The sequence below is a fragment of the Diaphorobacter ruginosibacter genome, assembly GCF_040396215.1.
In the GTDB taxonomy this organism is placed as follows: domain Bacteria; phylum Pseudomonadota; class Gammaproteobacteria; order Burkholderiales; family Burkholderiaceae_C; genus Diaphorobacter_A; species Diaphorobacter_A ruginosibacter_A.
Window position 1 is genome coordinate 39,411 of record NZ_JBEBOW010000005.1, and the last position, 19,893, is coordinate 59,303.

At 65.7% G+C, this 19,893-nt stretch carries 18 protein-coding genes; 12 read left to right on the forward strand and 6 right to left on the reverse strand.

Going from position 1 to position 19,893, the window contains the following annotated elements:
* Positions 1 to 16 precede the first annotated feature (16 nt).
* Positions 17 to 577 (reverse strand): HNH endonuclease, encoded by a 561-nt coding sequence (locus ABWP92_RS01780; protein ID WP_353233620.1) that lies wholly within the window; start codon positions 575 to 577, stop codon positions 17 to 19.
* 167 nt (positions 578 to 744) lie between these two features.
* On the opposite strand from ABWP92_RS01780, the gene ABWP92_RS01785 reads away from it, so the two are divergent.
* The 11 genes from ABWP92_RS01785 to ABWP92_RS01835 all read left to right on the forward strand — a co-directional run bounded on the left by ABWP92_RS01785 (position 745) and on the right by ABWP92_RS01835 (position 11,920).
* The gene (locus ABWP92_RS01785) at positions 745 to 1,791 is read left to right on the forward strand and encodes a bifunctional riboflavin kinase/FAD synthetase (RefSeq protein WP_353233621.1); all 1,047 of its coding nucleotides are present in this window, start codon (positions 745 to 747) and stop codon (positions 1,789 to 1,791) included.
* Between the two features lie 87 nt (positions 1,792 to 1,878).
* Entirely contained in the window at positions 1,879 to 4,740 is a 2,862-nt protein-coding gene (gene ileS / locus ABWP92_RS01790) for an isoleucine--tRNA ligase (RefSeq protein WP_353233622.1), read from the forward strand.
* A 2-nt stretch (positions 4,741 to 4,742) separates the two neighbouring features.
* Complete coding sequence (lspA, locus tag ABWP92_RS01795) at positions 4,743 to 5,243, forward strand: signal peptidase II (RefSeq protein WP_353233623.1); 501 nt, start codon at positions 4,743 to 4,745, stop codon at positions 5,241 to 5,243.
* Positions 5,244 to 5,250: 7 nt separating this feature from the next.
* Positions 5,251 to 5,574 carry a hypothetical protein gene (locus ABWP92_RS01800; protein WP_353233624.1) on the forward strand — a complete coding sequence of 108 codons (324 nt, stop codon included), beginning with the start codon at positions 5,251 to 5,253 and terminating at the stop codon, positions 5,572 to 5,574.
* A 56-nt stretch (positions 5,575 to 5,630) separates the two neighbouring features.
* Positions 5,631 to 6,176 (forward strand): GNAT family N-acetyltransferase, encoded by a 546-nt coding sequence (locus ABWP92_RS01805; protein WP_353233625.1) that lies wholly within the window; start codon positions 5,631 to 5,633, stop codon positions 6,174 to 6,176.
* Positions 6,177 to 6,348: 172 nt separating this feature from the next.
* On the forward strand, positions 6,349 to 7,374 hold the full coding sequence (locus ABWP92_RS01810) for a LacI family DNA-binding transcriptional regulator (RefSeq protein WP_353233626.1): 1,026 nt from the start codon (positions 6,349 to 6,351) through the stop codon (positions 7,372 to 7,374).
* Between the two features lie 10 nt (positions 7,375 to 7,384).
* Positions 7,385 to 8,395 (forward strand): ABC transporter substrate-binding protein, encoded by a 1,011-nt coding sequence (locus ABWP92_RS01815; protein ID WP_353233627.1) that lies wholly within the window; start codon positions 7,385 to 7,387, stop codon positions 8,393 to 8,395.
* Between the two features lie 18 nt (positions 8,396 to 8,413).
* The gene (locus tag ABWP92_RS01820; protein WP_353233628.1) at positions 8,414 to 9,229 is read left to right on the forward strand and encodes an ABC transporter permease; all 816 of its coding nucleotides are present in this window, start codon (positions 8,414 to 8,416) and stop codon (positions 9,227 to 9,229) included.
* Positions 9,230 to 9,244: 15 nt separating this feature from the next.
* Complete coding sequence (locus ABWP92_RS01825; protein WP_353233629.1) at positions 9,245 to 10,042, forward strand: ABC transporter permease; 798 nt, start codon at positions 9,245 to 9,247, stop codon at positions 10,040 to 10,042.
* Positions 10,032 to 11,075, forward strand: a complete 1,044-nt coding sequence (locus ABWP92_RS01830) for an ABC transporter ATP-binding protein (RefSeq protein WP_353233630.1) — start codon at positions 10,032 to 10,034, stop codon at positions 11,073 to 11,075. The genes ABWP92_RS01825 and ABWP92_RS01830 overlap by 11 nt, the downstream gene beginning before the upstream one ends.
* The gene (locus ABWP92_RS01835; protein ID WP_353233631.1) at positions 11,072 to 11,920 is read left to right on the forward strand and encodes a phosphodiesterase; all 849 of its coding nucleotides are present in this window, start codon (positions 11,072 to 11,074) and stop codon (positions 11,918 to 11,920) included. The genes ABWP92_RS01830 and ABWP92_RS01835 overlap by 4 nt, the downstream gene beginning before the upstream one ends.
* A 63-nt stretch (positions 11,921 to 11,983) precedes the next feature.
* Here the strand turns inward: ABWP92_RS01835 and ABWP92_RS01840 are convergent, their stop codons facing one another.
* Complete coding sequence (locus ABWP92_RS01840; RefSeq protein ID WP_353233632.1) at positions 11,984 to 13,930, reverse strand: trypsin-like peptidase domain-containing protein; 1,947 nt, start codon at positions 13,928 to 13,930, stop codon at positions 11,984 to 11,986.
* 187 nt (positions 13,931 to 14,117) lie between these two features.
* On the reverse strand, positions 14,118 to 15,164 hold the full coding sequence (locus tag ABWP92_RS01845) for an MBL fold metallo-hydrolase (protein WP_353233633.1): 1,047 nt from the start codon (positions 15,162 to 15,164) through the stop codon (positions 14,118 to 14,120).
* A gap of 353 nt (positions 15,165 to 15,517) precedes the next feature.
* Here ABWP92_RS01845 and ABWP92_RS01850 point away from each other — a divergent pair, with 353 nt between their 5' ends.
* The gene (locus ABWP92_RS01850; protein ID WP_353233634.1) at positions 15,518 to 15,730 is read left to right on the forward strand and encodes a hypothetical protein; all 213 of its coding nucleotides are present in this window, start codon (positions 15,518 to 15,520) and stop codon (positions 15,728 to 15,730) included.
* Positions 15,731 to 15,833: 103 nt separating this feature from the next.
* On the opposite strand, the gene ggt is transcribed toward ABWP92_RS01850, so the two are convergent.
* From ggt to ABWP92_RS01865, 3 genes are all read right to left on the reverse strand, one after another.
* The gene (gene ggt / locus ABWP92_RS01855) at positions 15,834 to 17,798 is read right to left on the reverse strand and encodes a gamma-glutamyltransferase (protein ID WP_353233635.1); all 1,965 of its coding nucleotides are present in this window, start codon (positions 17,796 to 17,798) and stop codon (positions 15,834 to 15,836) included.
* A 264-nt stretch (positions 17,799 to 18,062) separates the two neighbouring features.
* Complete coding sequence (locus ABWP92_RS01860; protein WP_353233636.1) at positions 18,063 to 19,220, reverse strand: alpha-hydroxy acid oxidase; 1,158 nt, start codon at positions 19,218 to 19,220, stop codon at positions 18,063 to 18,065.
* Between the two features lie 87 nt (positions 19,221 to 19,307).
* Positions 19,308 to 19,893, reverse strand: a 586-nt coding sequence (locus tag ABWP92_RS01865; protein WP_353233637.1) for a nucleotidyltransferase family protein, incomplete at its 5' end; no start/stop codon positions are given.

Genomic DNA, 19,893 nt, shown 5'->3' on the forward strand with positions numbered 1-19,893 from the left:
GGAGCCCGGGCCCGCATCAACTGCTCAGCAGCCGGGAAGACTTGGGCACGTGCGCCATCAGGAACTCCATCTGGTCCGCCAGGATCCGGCGATTGCGCAGGATGAAGTCCTCCCACAGACTGGGGACGTAGGGCGCATACAGCAAGGGCATGTGCGCCTGCTCCGGCGTGCGCGGCCCCTTGCGGTGATTGCAGGGGCGGCAGGCCGTGACCACGTTCATCCAGTGATCCTGCCCATTGCGCGCGAACGGCACGATGTGCTCGCGCGTGAGATCGTCCTCGTGGAACTGGCCGCCGCAGTAGGCGCACACGTTGCGGTCGCGTACGAAGAGCTTGCTGTTGCTCAGCGTGGGTTTCAGCTCGAACGGGTCGATCGCCGGAACGCCCCTGGTGCCGATGATGCTGCTGACCGCGATCTGCGACTGCTCGCCCGTCACCGCGTTGTGGCCGCCGCGAAAAAGCGCCACCTGCGCGCCGAGTTCCCAGCGCACTTCCCCGGCGGCATAGTGGGTCACCGCCTGTTCCAGCGTGATCCACGATTGCGGCAAGCCTTGGGCCGACAGCTTCAACACCTTCACCACACGCCTCCAGTACACAGTTGGAAAACAAGACTCGGAATGCAGATAAGCAGTGCCAGATCACCCGCGCGGCGACCAGCTGGCTCAGAATATACTCTTTTCGTGACGAATTGGCGTCCATAGCCAGCCTGGCGGTTTCCAGACGCTATCAAAAGAAAAGTGAAGTGATGAAAATCTTCCGAGGCCTGCATCATCCGGGCGTCGCGCAGGCCTGCGCTCTGACCATCGGTAATTTCGATGGCGTGCATCGCGGGCACCAGGCCATGCTGGCTCTTCTCAACAACGAGGCCCGCCAGCGCGGCGTGCAAAGCTGCGTGCTCACTTTCGAGCCCCACCCGCGCGACTATTTCGCGGCCCGGCTGAACAAACCCGAACTCGCACCCGCGCGCATCGGCACGCTGCGCGACAAGCTCTGCGAGCTGGCCGCATGCGGCGTGCAGCAAACCATCGTCCTGCCGTTCAACGAAAAGCTGGCCGGACAGCCCCCAGCGAGCTTCATCGAGGACGTCGTCATCAACGGGCTTGGCGCGCAATACGTGCTGGTTGGCGATGATTTCCGCTTCGGCGCCAAACGCGCGGGCGACTATGCCATGCTCGACGCCGCCGGGCGCGAGCGCGGCTTCGACGTCGCCCGCATGAACAGCTACGAGGTCCACGGCCTGCGCGTCTCCAGCTCCGCCGTGCGCGACGCGCTGTGCCAGGGCGATCTCGCGGATGCGGCGCGCTTGCTGGGCCGCCCGTATGCGATTTCCGGCCACGTGGTCCACGGCCGCAAGCTGGGCCGCCAACTGGGTGTGTCGGCGGCCAGCGGCGCGCACCAGGACGGGTTTCGCACGCTCAACCTGCGCTTCAAGCACTGGAAGCCCGCCGCCAGCGGAATTTTCGCGGTCGCCGTCCACGGGCTCGCCGGGCACGCCCTGCCCGGCGTGGCCAACCTGGGCATCCGCCCCTCCATCGACCCGAACGACGTCAATGGCGGCCGCGTGCTGCTGGAGACCCACTGCCTGGAATGGCCCGCCCACCTGGGTGCCGAAGGTGCATACGGTAAAATCATCCGCGTGGAACTCCTGCACAAACTGCACGACGAGCTGAAATACGACAGCCTCGACGCCCTGACCGCTGGTATCGCCAAGGATTGCGAGGATGCCCGCGCGTTTTTTGCCGCCTCCACGCATGCCGAGACCCGGCGTCAGACCACGCGCGACCGAATTTGACGCCCGCGCCGTCACACTCCAGCCGCCCCATCGTATTCAGCGCTCCGGCTTTCGTCCGGGGTCAGACCGCTTTCAAGATTTCAGCCCATGTCAGATCAACAGCAAGCCACAGACACGTCCGGCAAAACGGATTACCGCAAGACCCTGAACCTGCCCGACACCCCATTCCCGATGCGCGGCGACCTGCCCAGGCGCGAGCCGGGGTGGGTCAAGGAATGGCAGGACCAGGGTGTGTACAAGAAGCTGCGCGACGCACGCTGCGGCGCGCCCAAGTTCATCCTGCACGATGGCCCGCCGTATGCCAACGGCAAGCTGCACATCGGCCACGCGGTCAACAAGATCCTCAAGGACATGATCACCAAGAGCCGCCAGCTCGAGGGCTTCGACGCTCTGTACGTGCCGGGCTGGGACTGCCACGGGCTGCCCATCGAGAACGCCATCGAGAAACTGCATGGCCGCAACCTGCCGCGCGATGAGATGCAGGCCAGGAGCCGCGCGTTCGCAACCGAGCAGATCGAGCAGCAGATGGCCGACTTCGAGCGCCTGGGCGTACTCGGCGACTGGGAGCACCCCTACAAGACCATGAACTACGCGAACGAGGCGGGCGAGCTGCGCGCCTTGAAACGCGTGATGGAGCGCGGCTTCGTCTATCGCGGCCTCAAGCCCGTGTACTGGTGCTTCGACTGCGCCTCCTCGCTGGCCGAATTCGAGATCGAATACCAGGACAAGAAGAGCCAGACGCTGGACGTGATGTTCAAGGCGCACGATCCAGCCCGGCTGGCCGCCGCCTTCGGCCTGCCCGCGCTCGACAAGGACGCATTCGCCGTGATCTGGACCACCACCGCGTGGACCATCCCGGCCAATCAGGCGCTGAACCTGAACCCCGAGCTGCCCTACGCGCTCGTGGATACCGCGCGCGGCCTGCTGATCGTGGCCGAGACGCTCGTGGAAGACACCATGAAGCGCTGGAGCCTCGAGGGCAAGGTGCTGGCCGTGGCCCAGGGCGAGAAGCTCGCCGGCCTGGAGTTCGAGCACCCGCTCTACGACGTGGACGCGGGCTACAGGCGCCTTGCTCCCGTGTACCTGGCCGACTACGCCACCGCCACCGACGGCACGGGCCTCGTGCACTCCTCGCCCGCCTACGGCCTGGACGACTTCAACTCGTGCATGGCGCACGGCATGAAGCTCGACGAAATCCTGAACCCCGTGCAGGGCAACGGCACTTACGCGCCCGACTTCCCGCTGTTTGGCGGCCAGCACATCTGGAAGGCCGTGCCGGTCATCCTCGCGGCCCTGGACAAGGCGGGCCGGCTGCTCAACACCACGACGATCACGCACAGCTACCCGCATTGCTGGCGCCACAAGACGCCGGTGATCTACCGCGCGGCGGCGCAGTGGTTCGTGCGCATGGACGAAGGCGAAGGCGTATTCACCAAGGCCGGCGACAAGCCGCAGAAGACGCTGCGCCAGATCGCGCTCGAGGCCATCGAGCACACCAGCTTCTACCCGGAGAACGGCAAGGCGCGCCTGCGCGACATGATCGCCGGCCGTCCCGACTGGTGCATCTCGCGCCAGCGCAGCTGGGGCGTGCCGATCCCGTTCTTCCTGCACAAGGATTCGGGCGAGCTGCATCCGCGCACCATGGAGATACTGGACCAGGCGGCCGCCATCGTCGAGCAAGGCGGCATCGAGGCCTGGAGCCGCGTGAGCGCCGAAGACATCCTGGGCGCGCAGGAGGCGGCGAACTACACCAAGAGCACCGACATCCTGGAAGTGTGGTTCGACTCCGGCTCCACCTTCTGGCACGTGATGCGCGGCACGCACGACTACATGCACCACGACGAAGGCCCCGAGGCCGACCTGTACCTCGAAGGCCATGACCAGCACCGCGGCTGGTTCCACTCGTCGCTGCTGCTCGCCTGCGCCATCTATGGCCGCGCGCCGTATCGCGGCCTGCTCACCCACGGCTTCACGGTCGACGGCCAGGGCAAGAAGATGAGCAAATCGCTGGGCAACACCGTCTCGCCGCAAGAGGTCAGCGGCAAGCTCGGCGCCGAGATCATCCGCCTGTGGTGCGCATCGACCGACTATTCGGGCGACCTCGCCATCGACGACAAGATCCTCGCGCGCGTGGTCGACTCGTACCGCCGCATCCGCAACACGCTGCGCTTTCTGCTCGCCAACGTGAGCGACTTCGATCCCGCCACGCACGCCGTGCCGTTCGAGGAAATGCTCGAGATCGACCGCTACGCGCTCACCCGCGCCGCCGCGCTGCAGCAGGAGATCCTGGCCCACTACAAGGTCTATGAATTCCACCCGGTGGTCGCCAAGCTGCAGCTGTACTGCTCCGAGGACCTGGGCGGCTTCTACCTGGACGTGCTCAAGGACCGCCTCTACACCACCGCCGAGAACAGCCATGCGCGCCGCAGCGCGCAGACGGCGCTGCACCAGCTCACACACGCCATGCTGCGCTGGATGGCGCCGTTCCTCTCGTTCACGGCAGAGGAAGCCTGGAAGCTGTTCGGCGCCTCGCCCTCCATCTTCCTCGAAACCTACGCCACCATCCCGGCGGGCGACGAAGCGATGGCCGCCAAGTGGGAGCGCATCCGCGCCATCCGCGACGTGGTGAACAAGGAAATCGAGGCCGTGCGCGCCAGCGGCGCGGTGGGCTCCTCGCTGCAAGCCGACATCGTTCTCACCGCCGCGCCCGAAGACCATGCCCTGCTTGGCACGCTGGGCGCGGACCTGAAGTTCGCGCTCATCGTCTCCAAGGTCGACCTCAAGGCCGGCGCCGCGCTGGCCGTGGAGGTCAGGCCGTCCACGGACACCAAGTGCGAGCGCTGCTGGCACTACCAGGGCGACGTGGGCAGCAGCAGCGAGCACCCGACGCTCTGCGGCCGCTGTATCAGCAACCTCCATGGCGCCGGTGAAACCCGGAGCTTCGTCTGAGCATGGCGCGCGGCAGCTCCAGCAGCGGCGGTGCGAGCATCTGGCCCTGGCTTGCCTGGGCCGTGGTGATCTTTCTGGCCGACCAGTTCACCAAGGTGCTGATCCTGGGCTACTACAAGCTGGGCGACACCACCCACATCACGAGCTTCTTCAACATCGTGCGCGCGCACAATACCGGCGCCGCCTTCAGCTTTCTCGCCAACGCGGGCGGCTGGCAGCGCTGGGCGTTCACCGGCATCGGTCTGGCGGCGGCCATCTTCATCCTCTGGCAGCTGCGGGCGCACCCCGGACAGAAGCTGTTCTGCTTCTCGCTGTCAAGCATTCTCGGCGGCGCCATCGGCAACGTCGTGGACCGCCTGCAGCATGGCTACGTGGTGGATTTCCTGGACTTCCACCTCGGCGGCCGCCACTTTCCCGCCTTCAACATCGCGGACAGCGCGATCACCATCGGCGCGATCTGCCTGATTCTCGACGAGCTGCTGCGCGTCAAGCGCTCCAAATAGTCCGGCCATGGGCATCGTCGTCTTCTACATGCGCAACGACAGCCAGGAAGGCCAGGCGCCCTCCTGGCATCCCGCCTGCCTGCACTATGGCGACAGGCAAATGAGCGAAGCGCTCACGCGGTGCCAGCAACTGCGCGCCGACACCCGCAACGCGCACGTGACGATTTCCTCCGAACTGCGCGACATGGTGGGCCCCGCTGGAGTCAGCGCCGTCGAGGACGGCCACACCCCCGACGGCCATGCCTACGAGTGGAGCAAGGCGGGGCGCGCCGGAGCCAGCCGCAGGAACGCCAACGAGCCCGTCCGGACGCGCAAGGACATGGACCGCTGATGCTCCACAGCCCGGCTTGGGGCGATATGCGCGCGGCAAAGACCCAGGACCATCCCATGAACACCAGCCATCCCGACCTCCGATTCGTCGCCTGCACTTTCGAGCGCCACGCGGCGGCCATTCTCGGCATCTTCAACGACGCCATAGAGACCTCCACCGCGCTGTACGACTACAAGGCGCGCACCATGGACCACATGGACACATGGTTCCAGGCCAAGCGCCAGGGAAATCTGCCGGTGATCGGCATCGAGGACGAAGCCGGCACCCTTCTCGGCTTCTGCAGTTGGGCGCCGTTCCGACCCCATCCCGCCTACAAATACACCGCCGAGCACTCCGTCTATATCCACAGGGATCATCGTGGGCGCGGACTGGGCAGGCTGCTGATGAACGCCCTGATCGACGCCGCGCGCCAAAGCGACAGGGTACACACGCTGATCGGCGCCATCGATGCGGCGAACGAAGGCAGCATCGCGCTGCATGAGCGGCTGGGCTTCAGGCACGCGGGAACGCTGCCGCAGGTGGGCTTCAAATTCGGGCGCTGGCTCGACCTGGCGCTCTATCAGCTCACACTCGAAACGCCAGCACAGCCGGTCGACGGCTGAACGCGGGCCGCAGCGGCGCACCCCTCCTCATTGCACCGCCGCGTCATGCCTTCTTCTCGGGCATGGCATCAGCGGGTAATCCCTCGCCTGCATCCGTCACGCTGTCGTCATACTTGGATGGTTCAATGTAATCGTTTACATCAACCGGACGATCCGCAGAAGGAACCGCTGCATGCGCATTCAGGACGTAGCCCAAGCCGCCGGCGTCTCCGTCGCCACCGTGTCGCGCGCGCTCAATGCGCCGGACAAGGTCACGCCGCAGACGCGCCTGCGCGTGCAGCAGGTCGCCGCCGAGATGGGCTATACCCCCAACGCCAGCGCGCGCACTTTGCGCACGCAGCGCAGCCGGGTGATCGGCGTGGTGCTGCCCACGCTGCTGAATCCGGTGTTTGCCGAATGCCTGGAGGGCATTGCATCCGCCGCCGCCTTGGCCGGTTATGCCATCCAGCCCTTCACCACCGAATACCGCACCGAGCGCGAAGACCATGCCGTCAACCAGTTGCTGGCAGGCAATGTGGACGGCATCATCCTGGTGGTATCCAACCCTGACAGTTCCGATGCGCTGCGGCGGCTGGCGGCCGAACGGCTGCCTTATGTGCTGGCATACAACCAGCATGCCAGGCATCCATGCGTGGGAGTTGACAACGAGAAGGCGGTCGCCGAGCTGATCGCGCACCTCTCGTCACTCGGGCATGAGCGCATCGCCATGGTCAGCGGCCTGCTCAAGGCGTCGGACCGCGCCAAGCAGCGCTACCGGGGTTACCGCGACGGCATGCGGCGCGCCGCCCATGCCGAACTGCCGCTGATCGAAGTGCCGTTCGTGCAGACGGCCGCCCAGGAGGTCTCCGCGCTTTTGCGCGACGCACGGCAGCGCCCGACGGCGCTGGTCTGCTCCAACGACCTGATTGCGATCCGCTGCATCCGCGCCGCGCACCTGGCAGGGCTGAGCGTCCCCGGGCAGCTCAGCGTCACGGGCTTTGACGGCATCGCCCTGGGGCAGGACCTCACTCCCATGCTGAGCACCATCGCGCAGCCCAATGCCGATATTGGAAAACACAGCGTCGCGCTGCTCGCCCAGGCCATCGCCGCCGATGCGCCGCTGACCGCGCGCTCCAGCGTCACGCTGGCGCACCAGTTCCGGGCCGCCGAGTCCTGCGCGCGCGCCCCGACCATCACCCCACCGTCCTCAGACTCTTAAGGAGCCTTTCATGAAAACTCGCCTTCAAACTCTCGCACGAACCGCGGTATTCACGCTCGGCCTCGCCGCCAGCGGCGTGTTCGCGCAAACCGCCATCTGCTACAACTGCCCGACCGAATGGGCCGACTGGGGCACCCAGATCAAGGCCATCAAGGCCAAGACCGGCGTGACCGTCCCGCCGGACAACAAGAACTCCGGCCAGTCGCTCGCTCAACTGGTCGCCGAGAAGGCCAGCCCGGTCGCCGACGTGACCTATCTTGGCGTCACCTTCGCGTATCAGGCCATGAAGGATGGCGTGGTGCAGCCCTACAAGCCCGCGCATTGGGAAGACATTCCCGACGGCATGAAGGATCCCGCGGGCAATTGGTTCTCCATCCACTCCGGCACGATGGGCTTCATGGTCAACGTCGATGCGCTGGGCGGCAAGCCGGTGCCTAAGTCGTGGGCCGATCTGCTCAAGCCGGAATACAAAGGCCTGGTCGGCTACCTGGACCCCGCTTCCGCATTCGTCGGCTATGTCGGCGCGGTCGCGGTGAACCAGGCGCGCGGCGGCACGCTGGACAACTTCGGGCCGGCGATCGACTACTTCAAGCAGCTCAGGAAGAACGATCCCATCGTCCCCAAGCAGACCGCCTACGCACGGGTGCTGTCCGGAGAGATCGCCATCCTGCTGGACTACGATTTCAACGCTTACCGCGCCAAGTACAAGGACAAGGCCAATGTGCAATTCGTGATTCCCGCGGAAGGCAGCGTGGTAGTGCCCTACGTGATGAGCCTGGTGAACAAGGCGCCGCATGCCGCGGACGGCAAGAAGGTGCTGGACTTCGTCCTCTCCGACGAAGGGCAGACCATCTGGGCCAACGCCTACCTGCGCCCCGTGCGCAACATCGCGATGCCCAAGGAAATCCAGGACCGCTTCCTGCCGGCCGCCGAGTATGCGCGCGCCAGGACCGTGGACTACGACAAGATGGCCGCGGCGCAGAAGAGCTTTTCCGATCGCTACATGAAGGAAGCGCAATAAGCGCCTGCGCCGCCACCCATGCGAACCGGATTCAGTCCTTCACGCCCGCTGCTGGCCGCCTGCGCGGCGCCGGCGGCGGCGTTCTTCGCCGCGTTCTGGCTGCTGCCGGCCGCCAGGCTGCTGGCGCTGCCCGCCAAAGACGGATGGGCCACGTACTTCGTGGTGCTCACGAATGCCCGTTACCTGCAAAGCCTGGTGCAGACACTGGCGCTTTCGCTGGCGGTCACTTTCGCCACGCTGCTGGTCGGCGCGCTGGTGGGTATCACGCTCGCGCGCCAGCGCTTTCGCGGTCGGCAACTGCTGCTGTCGCTTCTCACGCTGCCGCTGTCCTTTCCCGGCGTGATCATCGGCTTCTTCATGATCCTGATGGGAGGACGGCAAGGCGTGCTCGCCAACCTGACCCACTCGCTGGGCTGGGGGCGTGTGACCTTCGCCTATGGCCTGCTCGGGCTGTTTCTCGCCTATCTGTATTTTTCGCTGCCGCGCGCCATCGCCACCTATACGGCGGCGGCGCAGGCCATGGATGCGCAGCTCGAAGAAGCCGCCAGGTCGATGGGCGCATCACGCTGGAACGTGGCGCGCGACGTTTGGATTCCCGAACTCGCGCCGACCACTCTGGCATGCGGCGCCATCGTCTTCGCCACGGCCATGGGAGCGTTCGGCACCGCCTTCACTCTGTCCGCCAAATTCGAGGTCCTGCCCATCACCATCTATAACGAATTCACCAACTACGCCAATTTCGCGCTCGCTGCCAGCCTGTCCATCGCGCTGGGAGTGATCACGTGGGCCGTGCTCTGGATTTCCCGGCGTGTGTCGGGACATTCCAGTCTTTGAGGAGGAGCGGCGATCATGCGAAACGCAAGACAGGCTCCGATATCGTTGATGCTGTTGACCGCGCTGGTCGCGGTGTTCATGCTCGCGCCCATTCTGCTGTCGATGATGGCGGGCCTGGTCAACAACTATGGCAGCGGCATCAAGAGCGGGCTCACCACGCGCTGGCTGGTGGAGGTATGGGACAACTACGGCGGCACCGTGGGCTGGTCGCTCGCCATCGCCGCGCTGTGCGTGCTGGGCAATCTGCTGATCGGCGTGCCTTGCGCCTACATGCTGGCCCGCACGCGTTCGCGCTGGGCGCGGCTGTTCGAGGAGCTGCTCACGCTGCCGGTCGCCGTCCCCGGCCTTGCCAGCGCGCTGGCGCTGATCCTGGTGTATGGAACGCTGCAGGGCTTTCGCCAGAGCTTTGCCTTCATCCTGGTCGGGCACATGGTGTTCACCATGCCCTTCATGGTGCGCACGGTGTCTTCCGCGCTGCAAAAGCATGAGCTGATCGCGCTCGAAGAGGCCGCGCGGTCTCTGGGCGCCAGTTTTGCTCAGCGCTTTCTGGGCGTGCTGGTGCCAGCCGTCCTGCCGGCCATCATCGCCGGCAGCCTGATGGTGTTCACGTTGTCGGTGGGTGAATTCAACCTCACGTGGATGCTGCACACGCCGCTGACGCGCACGCTGCCCGTCGGCCTGGCCGACAGCTACGCATCGATGCGCATCGAGATCGGCTCCGCCTACACGCTGGTCTTTCTCGTGGTGATCCTGCCCGTGCTCTGGGCGCTCCAGGCCGTGGGCACCCTGATCGGAAAACATTATGGAAATTGAACGCACACGCATCGACATCGACCACTGCGCGAAGACCTATGCCGACGGCACGCGCGGCCTGCAGCCCACCAGCCTCGTCGTCGAGCCGGGAGAAGTGCTCGCCCTGCTCGGCCCGTCGGGCTGCGGCAAGACCACGCTGCTGCGCCTGATCGCGGGGCTCGAATCGCCCGATGCGGGCAGCCGCATCCGCTTCGGCGACACCGATGTCACGCAGCTTCCCATCGAGCAGCGCAACGTGGGCATGGTGTTCCAGCACTACGCGCTGTTCCCGCAGATGTCGGTGCAGGCCAACATCGGCTATGGGCTCAGGATTCGCGGCACCCCGGAGGCCGAGCGCCAGCGCGTGGTGGGCGAGCTGATCGATCTGGTGCGCCTCAACGGCCTGGAGAAAAAGCGCCCCAACGAACTCTCCGGCGGCCAGCGCCAACGCGTGGCGCTGGCGCGCGCGGTCGCGGCCAGGCCCCGCGTCCTGCTGCTGGACGAGCCGCTCACGGCGCTGGACGCCAAGCTCAAGGAGTCACTGCGCGATGAACTCGCCGAATTGCTGCGCCGCCTGCACATCACCGCGGTACACGTCACGCACGATCAGCAGGAGGCGCTCGCCATCGCGGACCGCCTGGCGGTGATGCGCGCGGGACGCATCGTCCAGGTGGGTGACGGCGAATCGCTCTATCGCACGCCGGCCCATCACTTCGTGGCGTCGTTCCTTGGCCGCGTGAACCGGCTCGGCGCTTCCGCCGGCGGCATGGTGGAACTGGGCGGCATGGCGCTGCATTGCCCTGCCGCGCGGGCAACGGTGCTGGTCAGGCCCGAGGATATCCAGATCGGCCCATCCGGGCCGGACTGGGGCAGCGCGCGGGTGCGGCGGCGCAATTTCCTCGGCGATCGCGTACAGCTGACGCTCGACGTCCAGGGGCAAGGCGCGTTGCTGGCCGACGTGGACCGCGATCACCCGGCGCGCGAGGGCGAGACCGTCGGCATACGCATCGCGCCCGCTCACCTGATGCCCATGATGGAAGACGAAACACCATGAACAAACACACCAGAAACGACATGACATTGCTGCTGCAGCTGTCCGACCTGCACATCCGCGAGCCGGGCAGGCTCGCCTATGGACGCATCGACACCGCGCCCTATCTCGCGCAGGCCGTGCAGTCCATCAACCGCCTGCCGCAAAAGCCGGACGCCATCGTCATCACAGGCGATCTCACCGATTTCGGCCGCGCGGCGGAATACCAGCATCTGCAATCGCTGCTCGCGCCGCTGGGCAACACGCCCATCTACCTGCTGCCGGGCAATCACGACGAGCGCGAGCAGCTGCGCGCGAGCTTCCCCACGCACCGCTACCTCGGGAGCGAAGGCTTCGTGCAATACAGCGTGCCGATCGGCGACCTGCAGCTCGTCACGCTCGACACGGTCACGCCCGGCGAAAGCCACGGAACACTGTGCCGGCAGCGGCTTGAATGGCTGGAGACGGAACTGGAAAAGCTGCGCCACAGGCCCGTGGTGATCGCCATGCATCATCCACCATTCCAGACGCTGATCGGCCACATGGACAAGATCGGGCTGCTCACCGGAGCGGCGGAGCTGGAGGCGATCGTGGCACGCCATTCCAACGTGGAGCGCGTGATCTGCGGCCATCTGCACCGCAGCATCCAGGTGCGCTTTGGCGCGACGGTGGCATCGACCATCCCCTCGCCCGCGCACCAGGTGTGCCTCGATCTCGATCCCGACGCCGCATCCGCCTGGACCCTGGAGCCGCCGGCCTATGCGCTGCATGCGCTGCCCAGGGGGGCAAGGCTGGTGTCGCACCTGGCGGCCAGCGGCGCATTCGAGGGGCCTTATCCGTTCCACGACGGCGGCCAGCTCATCGATTGATTCCGCCGGGTCATCCACGGTTTCGCCGTGAAGGCCCGGCGCGGAAATGCGCCGGGGGCCTTCTCAGGGCGTTTTCCAGGCGTTGTAGGCGACGCCTTCATACTGGAACACCGGGTAGGCCTCGATCACGAAGTCGCGCTCCTGCGCATTGATGGTGTAGAAATGCGCGCCCGTCCGGGAGTTGAAGAAGCGGTAGATAGGCACGGCGCCATCGGAGCTGTCCTGCCGCGCATACCACGCAACGCCTTCGTAGTTGAATACCGGATACGCGTCGATCACGAAGTCGCGCTCGCCCGCGCTGATGGTGTAGAAATGCGCTCCCGATGAAGTGTTGAAGAAGCGGTAGACGCCACTCTGCCCGGTCTGCTGCGAAGAGGAGGCATAGAACGCCACGTCCTCGTATTGGAGCAGCGGATAGGTCTGGATCACGAAGTCGCGCTCATCCGCGCTGGCGGTGAAGAAATGCGTGCCCGTGCCCTTGTTGAAGAAGCGGTAGACGGGCACGCGCGATTGCGTGGGCGTGGGCGTGGTCACCGGGGTATCGGTATCGGGATACAGCCAGCGCTGGAGGTTGGCGAACACGCTGTTCAGGCTGGGGTAGAAGCTCTCCGTATTGGTGGCGGGGCACATGGCCCCCGAGCCGCCAGTCAACACGCCGACCACCTGGGTGCCGTTGATCAGCGGCGATCCGCTGCTGCCCGGCTCCGTGAGCCCCTGCGACCACTTCACGTTGTAGTAGGCGCCGTCGGCGCTGCCGCGGCAGCTGAACGTGGTGCCGGAAAGCGCGGAAGTGCAGTCCCAGCGGCCCGCCATGGTGCCGAAGCTGATTTTCTGCACATCGCCCGCCGGGTGGTGGATGCCGTACAGGCTGCCGCCGGTGGGCACGATGGCCGTGCTCCAGCCCAGGAAGTAGGCCCCCGCGGGAGGCGTGTCATTCAGGCGCAACAACGTGACGTCGGGAACCGCCGAGCTGTAGAGCAATTGCGCGCCGCCGTAGAGGTGCCGTGTCGATGACGACAGACTGCTGCTGCCGCAGCTCGATGAAAGGTAGAACCAGTCGGTCTCCAGCGAAGAGGCCTCGGTCTGCGTGCTCATGCAGTGCGCCGCCGTGATGAAGTAGGGCGTGAGGGTCGAGCTCCTGTCGTTCAACAGGCTGCCGGTGCAAAGGCCGTATTGATAGCCGCCGTTGACCAACGCCACCACATGGGTCATGCGCGCCACGCCGCGCCGCTGCGTGTCGTATGCGTCATAGCAGGTGCTGTCCAGGTGGCAGGAGAGCGCATCACCCCGCTGCTCGGGCTGGCTGCCGTATTTCGCCGTGGTCTCCCCCTCCAGCGGCAGCGACAGGTTTTCGTACACGTGGATGAGATGCGGGATCGACAGCTCGAGCGCCTGCGTGGACGTTCCGGGCGGCAGTTCGATCTCGAGCGTGACCTGGTCACCCGAACTCATGGGCGTCCACCAGGTGCGCCCCGCCTCGCTGGTGTCTCCCGCGTCGATATTGGCCTGCACGGCCTGCAGCACCCGCTGCCCCGAGATCTCGAAGACCGCCTGCGGCTGATGATCGGTGTACAGACGCAGCAGCGCGCTGCCGGGCAGCTTGCCGATCACCAGGCCCAGGCGCAGTCCTTCGGCATTTCCCGACCTCAGGCTGATTGCCGCGACCGAGCCGCCCGATGCGGCGCTCTGCCACTTCAGCAGCAGCCCGAATACGTCGGATGATTTGGCCTGGACGATGTCCCGGGACGTTCCCACGACCAGCATGGGACCGGCGGACAGCGCCTTCTCGCCGACCCAGTCGCCCAGATCGATGGCCACGGGCTCAACGGCAAGCCCCGCCTGCATGCTCTTGGTGAGCACGAACTCCTTTGGCGTATCCAGCGGCTGCATCACCGCCCCCACCTGCGGCGCCGCCTGCGCCGACGGGCCCTGCGCTCCCACGCCCGCAGCCGACCCCCAGATCATCAGGCCGAGCAGGCCTCCCAACATCGCACGGTATCTGTTTCGCACACACTTCTCCCATCAATATTTCTCAATATTGGCAAGATTTTATGTGCGATAGCCTTTGCGATAGCGATAGCTAACCCGAATCACCGGGTGAGCGGGTCTTTTCGTAATTGGCGGCCGCAGCACGGCGTTTCGGCATGGGGATGCATCGCCCGCGCCCCGAAGGCCGCGTCGCTCCGTCCCCCTGCGCTCATGCAACGGCCGGCGCGCGTTGATACCATGCCACGCCGTCCTGGAGCGTGCGCGTGATTTCGCCTCTTTCCAGCAGATAGTTCATGCAGGCCTGCGCCTCGCCGGTCGCCAGGTGGTAGTGCGATGAATGGGCGTCGATAGGCCGCGAGAACAGCGCCGTGAACACGTCCGTGACGCGCCTGGGCTCACCGGCCAGCGCATCGCGCAGGCGCTCGAAGGAGCGCGTCTGGCTCTCGCGCAGATGGCGCACGCGCGCGTGCAAACCGAGAAAGCAATCATCATGCGCCGGCATGACCAGCACGTCGTCCGGAATATTCTGCTCGATCCAGTCGAGCGACTCCATCCAGTCGCGCATGGGATTGGCGGCGGGCTCCAGCGGATGCACCGAGACGTTGGATGAAATCCTCGGCAGCACCTGGTCGCCCGAGATCAGCAGTTTCTGCTGCGCGTTGTACAGGCAGGCATGTTCGGGTGAGTGCCCGCGGCCGATGACCACCTGCCAACGGCTTGAGCCGATCCGCAATTCCTGGCCGTGCGAGAGGCGATGGAAGCTGTCGGGCAACGCGTAGATCATCTTGCCGAAAGCGCCGAAGCGGGCGCGGTACTTCTCCATGGCCACATCGGGCCAGCCGGCCTCGCGGAAGTACTCCAGCGCATCCGGCGGCGCTTCGCGGCTCATGTCCGAGAGCATGACCCGGCAGGTGAGGTATTCGAGCCGGGACATCCACAGCCGCACCTTGAAGCGGCGCGTGAGCCAGCCGGCCATGCCGACGTGATCGGGATGCATGTGGGTCACGAAAACGCGCGTCAGGCGCTTGTTGAATGGCGGCGCGCCCAGCAGCGCATTCCAGATGTCCACCGTCTGCTCGGTACGCATTCCGGTATCGACCAGGGCGAATCCGTCACCATCCTCGATCAGCCAGACATTGATGTGGTCCAGCGCCAGCGGCATCGGCAGGCGCACCCAATAGACGCCTTGCGCCACTTCGCGCCAATGGCCTGGCTGCGGTGCCTGAAGCGGATAAGTAAGGTTCTCTTGCGGCATGGTGATGATGGAGTGCGGTATGGAATGTGATACGCGAAGGCATTCGATTCTCGCACCCGATGCCATTTTCCGCTGGACGGATGCCGCCACCCCGCCGTGGCCGCCCATCCGCTTCGGCATCGTGTTTCACGTTTGTTGAATATGCATTTTTTGGAGCCGCCGCCAGTTTGTGCGAACATGGGGCAGCGCCGAAGTGATAGATCCGAGGTCCTGGCCGATCCTCTGCGCCGCCAGATCCGCACTCCCAGCTTGCGGACCCGATTGGTGCAGCAAATCCCTAGGACTTCCCCAATGCGGGCATCCGGGCATGGGTGTACGCTGCATTTTTGTGATGGAATGAAAGAAGGGATCGTATGAATCAGCTGTCCCCCATCCCGCACGAGCGACGGGAAGAGCTGCGTAATGAACTGCCGGGAGTGGCGGCGTTGTTGCAGAAAAGGCGCGCGAATGAAGTCGATGAAGCGATGATCGACGACCTGGTCTCGCTGCACTGGCTTGAATGGATGGGCGGCAGCCTGCAGCTCACGACCACGGGACAGAACATCTGCCGCCAGATACTGGAATAGCCGCTCCCCTCCCGCGCCATGAAAGCACCGCGCTCCACGAAAGAAAGCGCCTGCCAACGGCATTGACAGGCGCTTGTCCACCAGCCCCGTGGGGCCGCGCCGATCAGAGCGCGCCGTCTCCCAGCACAATGCCTTCCCGGCGCGGGTCCGCGCCGCCTTGCAGCATCGATTTACCATCCTTGGTCACACGCATGATGGTGGCCACTCCACTGGACTGCGCGGCGGTGCTGACCGTGTGTCCCTTGGCCTTGAGGCCATCCACCAGCGGCGAGAGATCCAGCGTGGTGTTGGAGCCATCGACTCCCGTGGTCGGGCTGTTGGAGGCGCCGACGATCACCATCGACGTCGCCTGCTGCGCATCCAGCCCCCAGTCGAGCGCGCCGACGATGGTCTTCATCACATACTGAATGATGGCGCCGCCGCCCGGCGATCCCGTGGCCATCACGAAATCGCCCGGCTTGTCGCCCTTGAACACCAGCGTCGGCGCCATGGTGCTGCGCGGACGCTTGCCGGGTGCGACGCGGTTGGCGATGGGCGTGCCGCTCGAATCCACCGGCGCCGCGGAGAAGTCCGTGAGCTGATTGGTGAGCAGGAACCCGTCGACCATATGGAACGAGCCCATGCTCGACTCCACCGTGGTCGTCATCGATACCACGTTGCCATAGGCGTCCACCACCGACAGATGGGTGGTCCCATGCTCGGCCGTCTTGTCCACGCCCAGCGGCACGTCGCCCAGATCGCCGGGCTGCGCCGTTCCCATGCTCTTGTCGGGATCGATCAGGCTGGCGCGCTGCTTGAGGTAAGCGGCGTCCAGCATGGTCGAAACGCCATTGCCCGGCAGCGGAATGAAGTCGGTGTCGGCCACGTATTTGTCGCGGTCCGCGTAGGCGAGGCGCTCCGACTCGGTCAGCAGGTGCGTGCCCATGACGCTGGGCACACCGCCCTCGTTGGCGGGGTTGGTCGGCGGATACAGCGACATGTCGAACTGGCCGAGGATGCCCAGCGACTGCGCGATCGCAAGACCGCCGGACGACGGCGGCGACATGGTGCAGACATGGTAGGTGCTACGGTAATTCACACACACCGGCTCGCGCTTCTTGGCCTGGTAGCCGGCCAGGTCGGAGAGTGTCATCAGGCTGGGCGTGATCGGTGTTTTCGCCGCATCGTCACCCACGCTTTGCGCTGCCTTGGCGATGATGTTCTGCGCGATCTCGCCGGTGTACAGCGCATCGGCTCCCTTCTGCGCGATGCTTCTGAGCGTGTTGGCGTAGGGCTTGTTGGTCATTACTTCGCCGGTTCCGAACGGCGTGCCGTCCTCGTGAAAGTAAGTGGCCATGGCATTGGCATCCAGCGCCAGGCTGGATGCGTTGCTGGCAATGGCCGCGCTCAGGCGGCCAGGCACCTTGAAGCCATCGTCCGCAAGCTGGATGCCATCGTCGAACAAGCCTTTCCATGGCAGTTTTCCATGCTCCTTCTGCGCCATCTCGAGCATGCGCAGCACGCCCGGCACGCCGATCGAGCGGCCGCTGCGGCGCGCCGACGGAACGGGTGTGGGAGAGTCGGGATCGGCCTGGTCCTGGCGCGAGAGGTAGTAACCCGTGGCCGCCGCCGGCGCGGCCTCCCGCCCGTCGTATGCGACGACCTGCTTGCTCGCCGCGTCGTAATACACCATGAACGCGCTGCCCGCCACGGTGCTCGACTGCGGCTCCACCAGCCCCAGCACCGCCTGCATGGCAACCGCCGCATCGACCGCCGAGCCGCCGGCCTTCAGCACTTCGCAGCCCGCCTTGCTTGCTAGCGGCGTGTTGGCGACGGCCATATAACTGCTCGAGTTCTTGGCCTTCAGTCCCAACCGGTATCCGGAAGCCGCCTCGGGAGCGGCCGGGTCGCCCGCGACGCCGGAGCCGACGACGACCGAACCGCCGGTGCTGCTCAGGACAGTGCAACTGTCGGGATTGGAGTCGACGATCAGGTCGCCCTTGTCGTCATCGTTGTGGCTGCTTCCGCAACTGGCGAGCAGCATGGCGACCGCAATGGGGCCGAGCGGCCAGAATTTTCGCATCTGCATGGCGTTGTCTCCTTGGTTTTTGGGAACAGGCAAACCTGCAAGACCGCGGGTCGAGCAGGGCATGAGGTGCCGGGCCGCCAAGCCAGAATCCGTCGCGGGGGTGCGCCCGTACTCCCTCATGGCAACAGATGATAGGAAGAAAGCCGCCGCGCGCCTGTCAGACAGAGGCACGAATGAAGCGCATGCCCGCGCATCGATGCTCGGGCATCGCCACCCGCAGGGCGGCTGGCCAGGATCGGACATCGCCACCCGCAGGGCGGCTGGCTAGGAGCCGTTTGCGATCACGCCCGGACCGATATCGGCAAGCGTCGGGCTGCCGATCTGCGCCATGGCCAGCTCCAGCTCCGCGCGCAGCAGGTGGATCATGTGGGCCACGCCGATCAGGCCCGCCGTTGCCAGCGCGTGCAGTTGCGGCCTGCCGACCATGACGGCGCTCGCGCCCAGCGCAATGGCTTTCACGACATCGGTGCCCTGGCGCACGCCGCTGTCGACGATCAGCGGAATCTGTTGCGGCACGGCGGCGCGAATGGCGGCCAGGACGTCGATCGGCGAGACGACGCCATCGAGCACCCGCCCGCCGTGATTGGAGACGATGATGGCATCGGCCCCCATCTGCACGGCACGCGCGGCGGCCGTGGGCGTCAGGATGCCCTTCACCAGAAGCGGCAGGTGGGTCTGTTCGCGCAGCCATGCCAACTCGTCCCAACCCGGCGCCTGCCGCGCCAGGGGCGTGCCGAACAGGATGCTTTCACTCATCAGATCGCTGCTCTGGCGCGGCTGGTCATTGCCGCGCAGATTGGCGGCTTCCACGCCTTGAGGCAATGGATAGCGCGAGCGCTTGATGCTCGCATCCACGGTCCACACCAGCGCCTCATAGCCCGCCGCTTCGGCACGCCGCACAAGGCTCGATGAGGTCTCGCGCTCGGGCTGGCTGTAGAGCTGGAAATACAGCGGCGCGCCACGCCCCAGTTCGTCGCGTGCGCCTTGCGCGGCCCGCGCTATGTCTTCAAGCGTGTAGCTGGCCAGCGTGCTCACCATCATCGCGCTCTGCATGGCCGTCGCCGCGCGCACGGTGGCCAGCTCGCCCTCGGCGTGTGCAAGGCGCTGATAGGCGACCGGCGCCAGCATGATCGGGCTGATCAGCTCACGGCCCAGGAAACCGAGCCGCGTATGCGCGTTGCGCAGATCGGCCAGCGGCTCGGGCTTAAGCCGCAGCGCATCGAACGCGGCCCGGTTGTGCGCGAGCGTGACGCCCTGGTCCGCGCCGCTTTGGATGTGCGCCCAGGCGCCCCGCTCGATATGGTGGATGGCATGGCGTTCGTAATCGGCCAGTGAAATGATGTCCGCGGGAATGCGCTGATGCGCGGGCCGCACCGCCTCTCCCAGGGCGTTGAGCGCAGGGCTCTGCGTTGATCCGGTCATGCTGCTGTTCATGCTTTCAGTCGGTATGCGAAAGAATTCGCGAGATGCTCCCGCCAGTATCTCCCATCGCACACGCCCGTCCGCACGTCACGACACATCGGGCTCCGGATGCTCGATGCGCAGCCACGGCCAGCGCCGCTGATAGCTCAGCGCCTTGCGCATGAATTGCGCCGGGTCCGGAAAACGTGGATTGATCCGCAGGATGCCCGCCGCCAGATCATCGAGCGGGTCCGCCGAATACAGCTCGCCGCTTGCCACATCGATGCCCACGCAGGTGCAGGCGACGAGATAGCGGTCGATGCCATCGCGTGCGCTCTTCAACACGGGATAGGGGCCGCCAAAGCGCCGCGGATACCAAAGATGCACGCGCGCCTGGTTGCGCACCTCGATCTTCACGCCCAGATCGGCGCACAGCGCGCCCACCGCGCGGATCACGCGATCTTCGGCCTCATAGGAAAGATCGGAGTCGTCGAAATAGAAGACGTCGTAGTCGCTGACGCCCTGGGCCACGGGCTGGCCGCACTGCGCATTCCAGAGGGCCTGAAAAAGACATCCCGCAGCGAGGTGGCACTGCGGGATGCGAAGCGTAAACAAGCGCTCGAGCAGCCCGGCGTTGATGGGGTTGGAGCTCGCGATACGAACGAAGTCCTGGCTGGAAATGCGCGATGAGGGC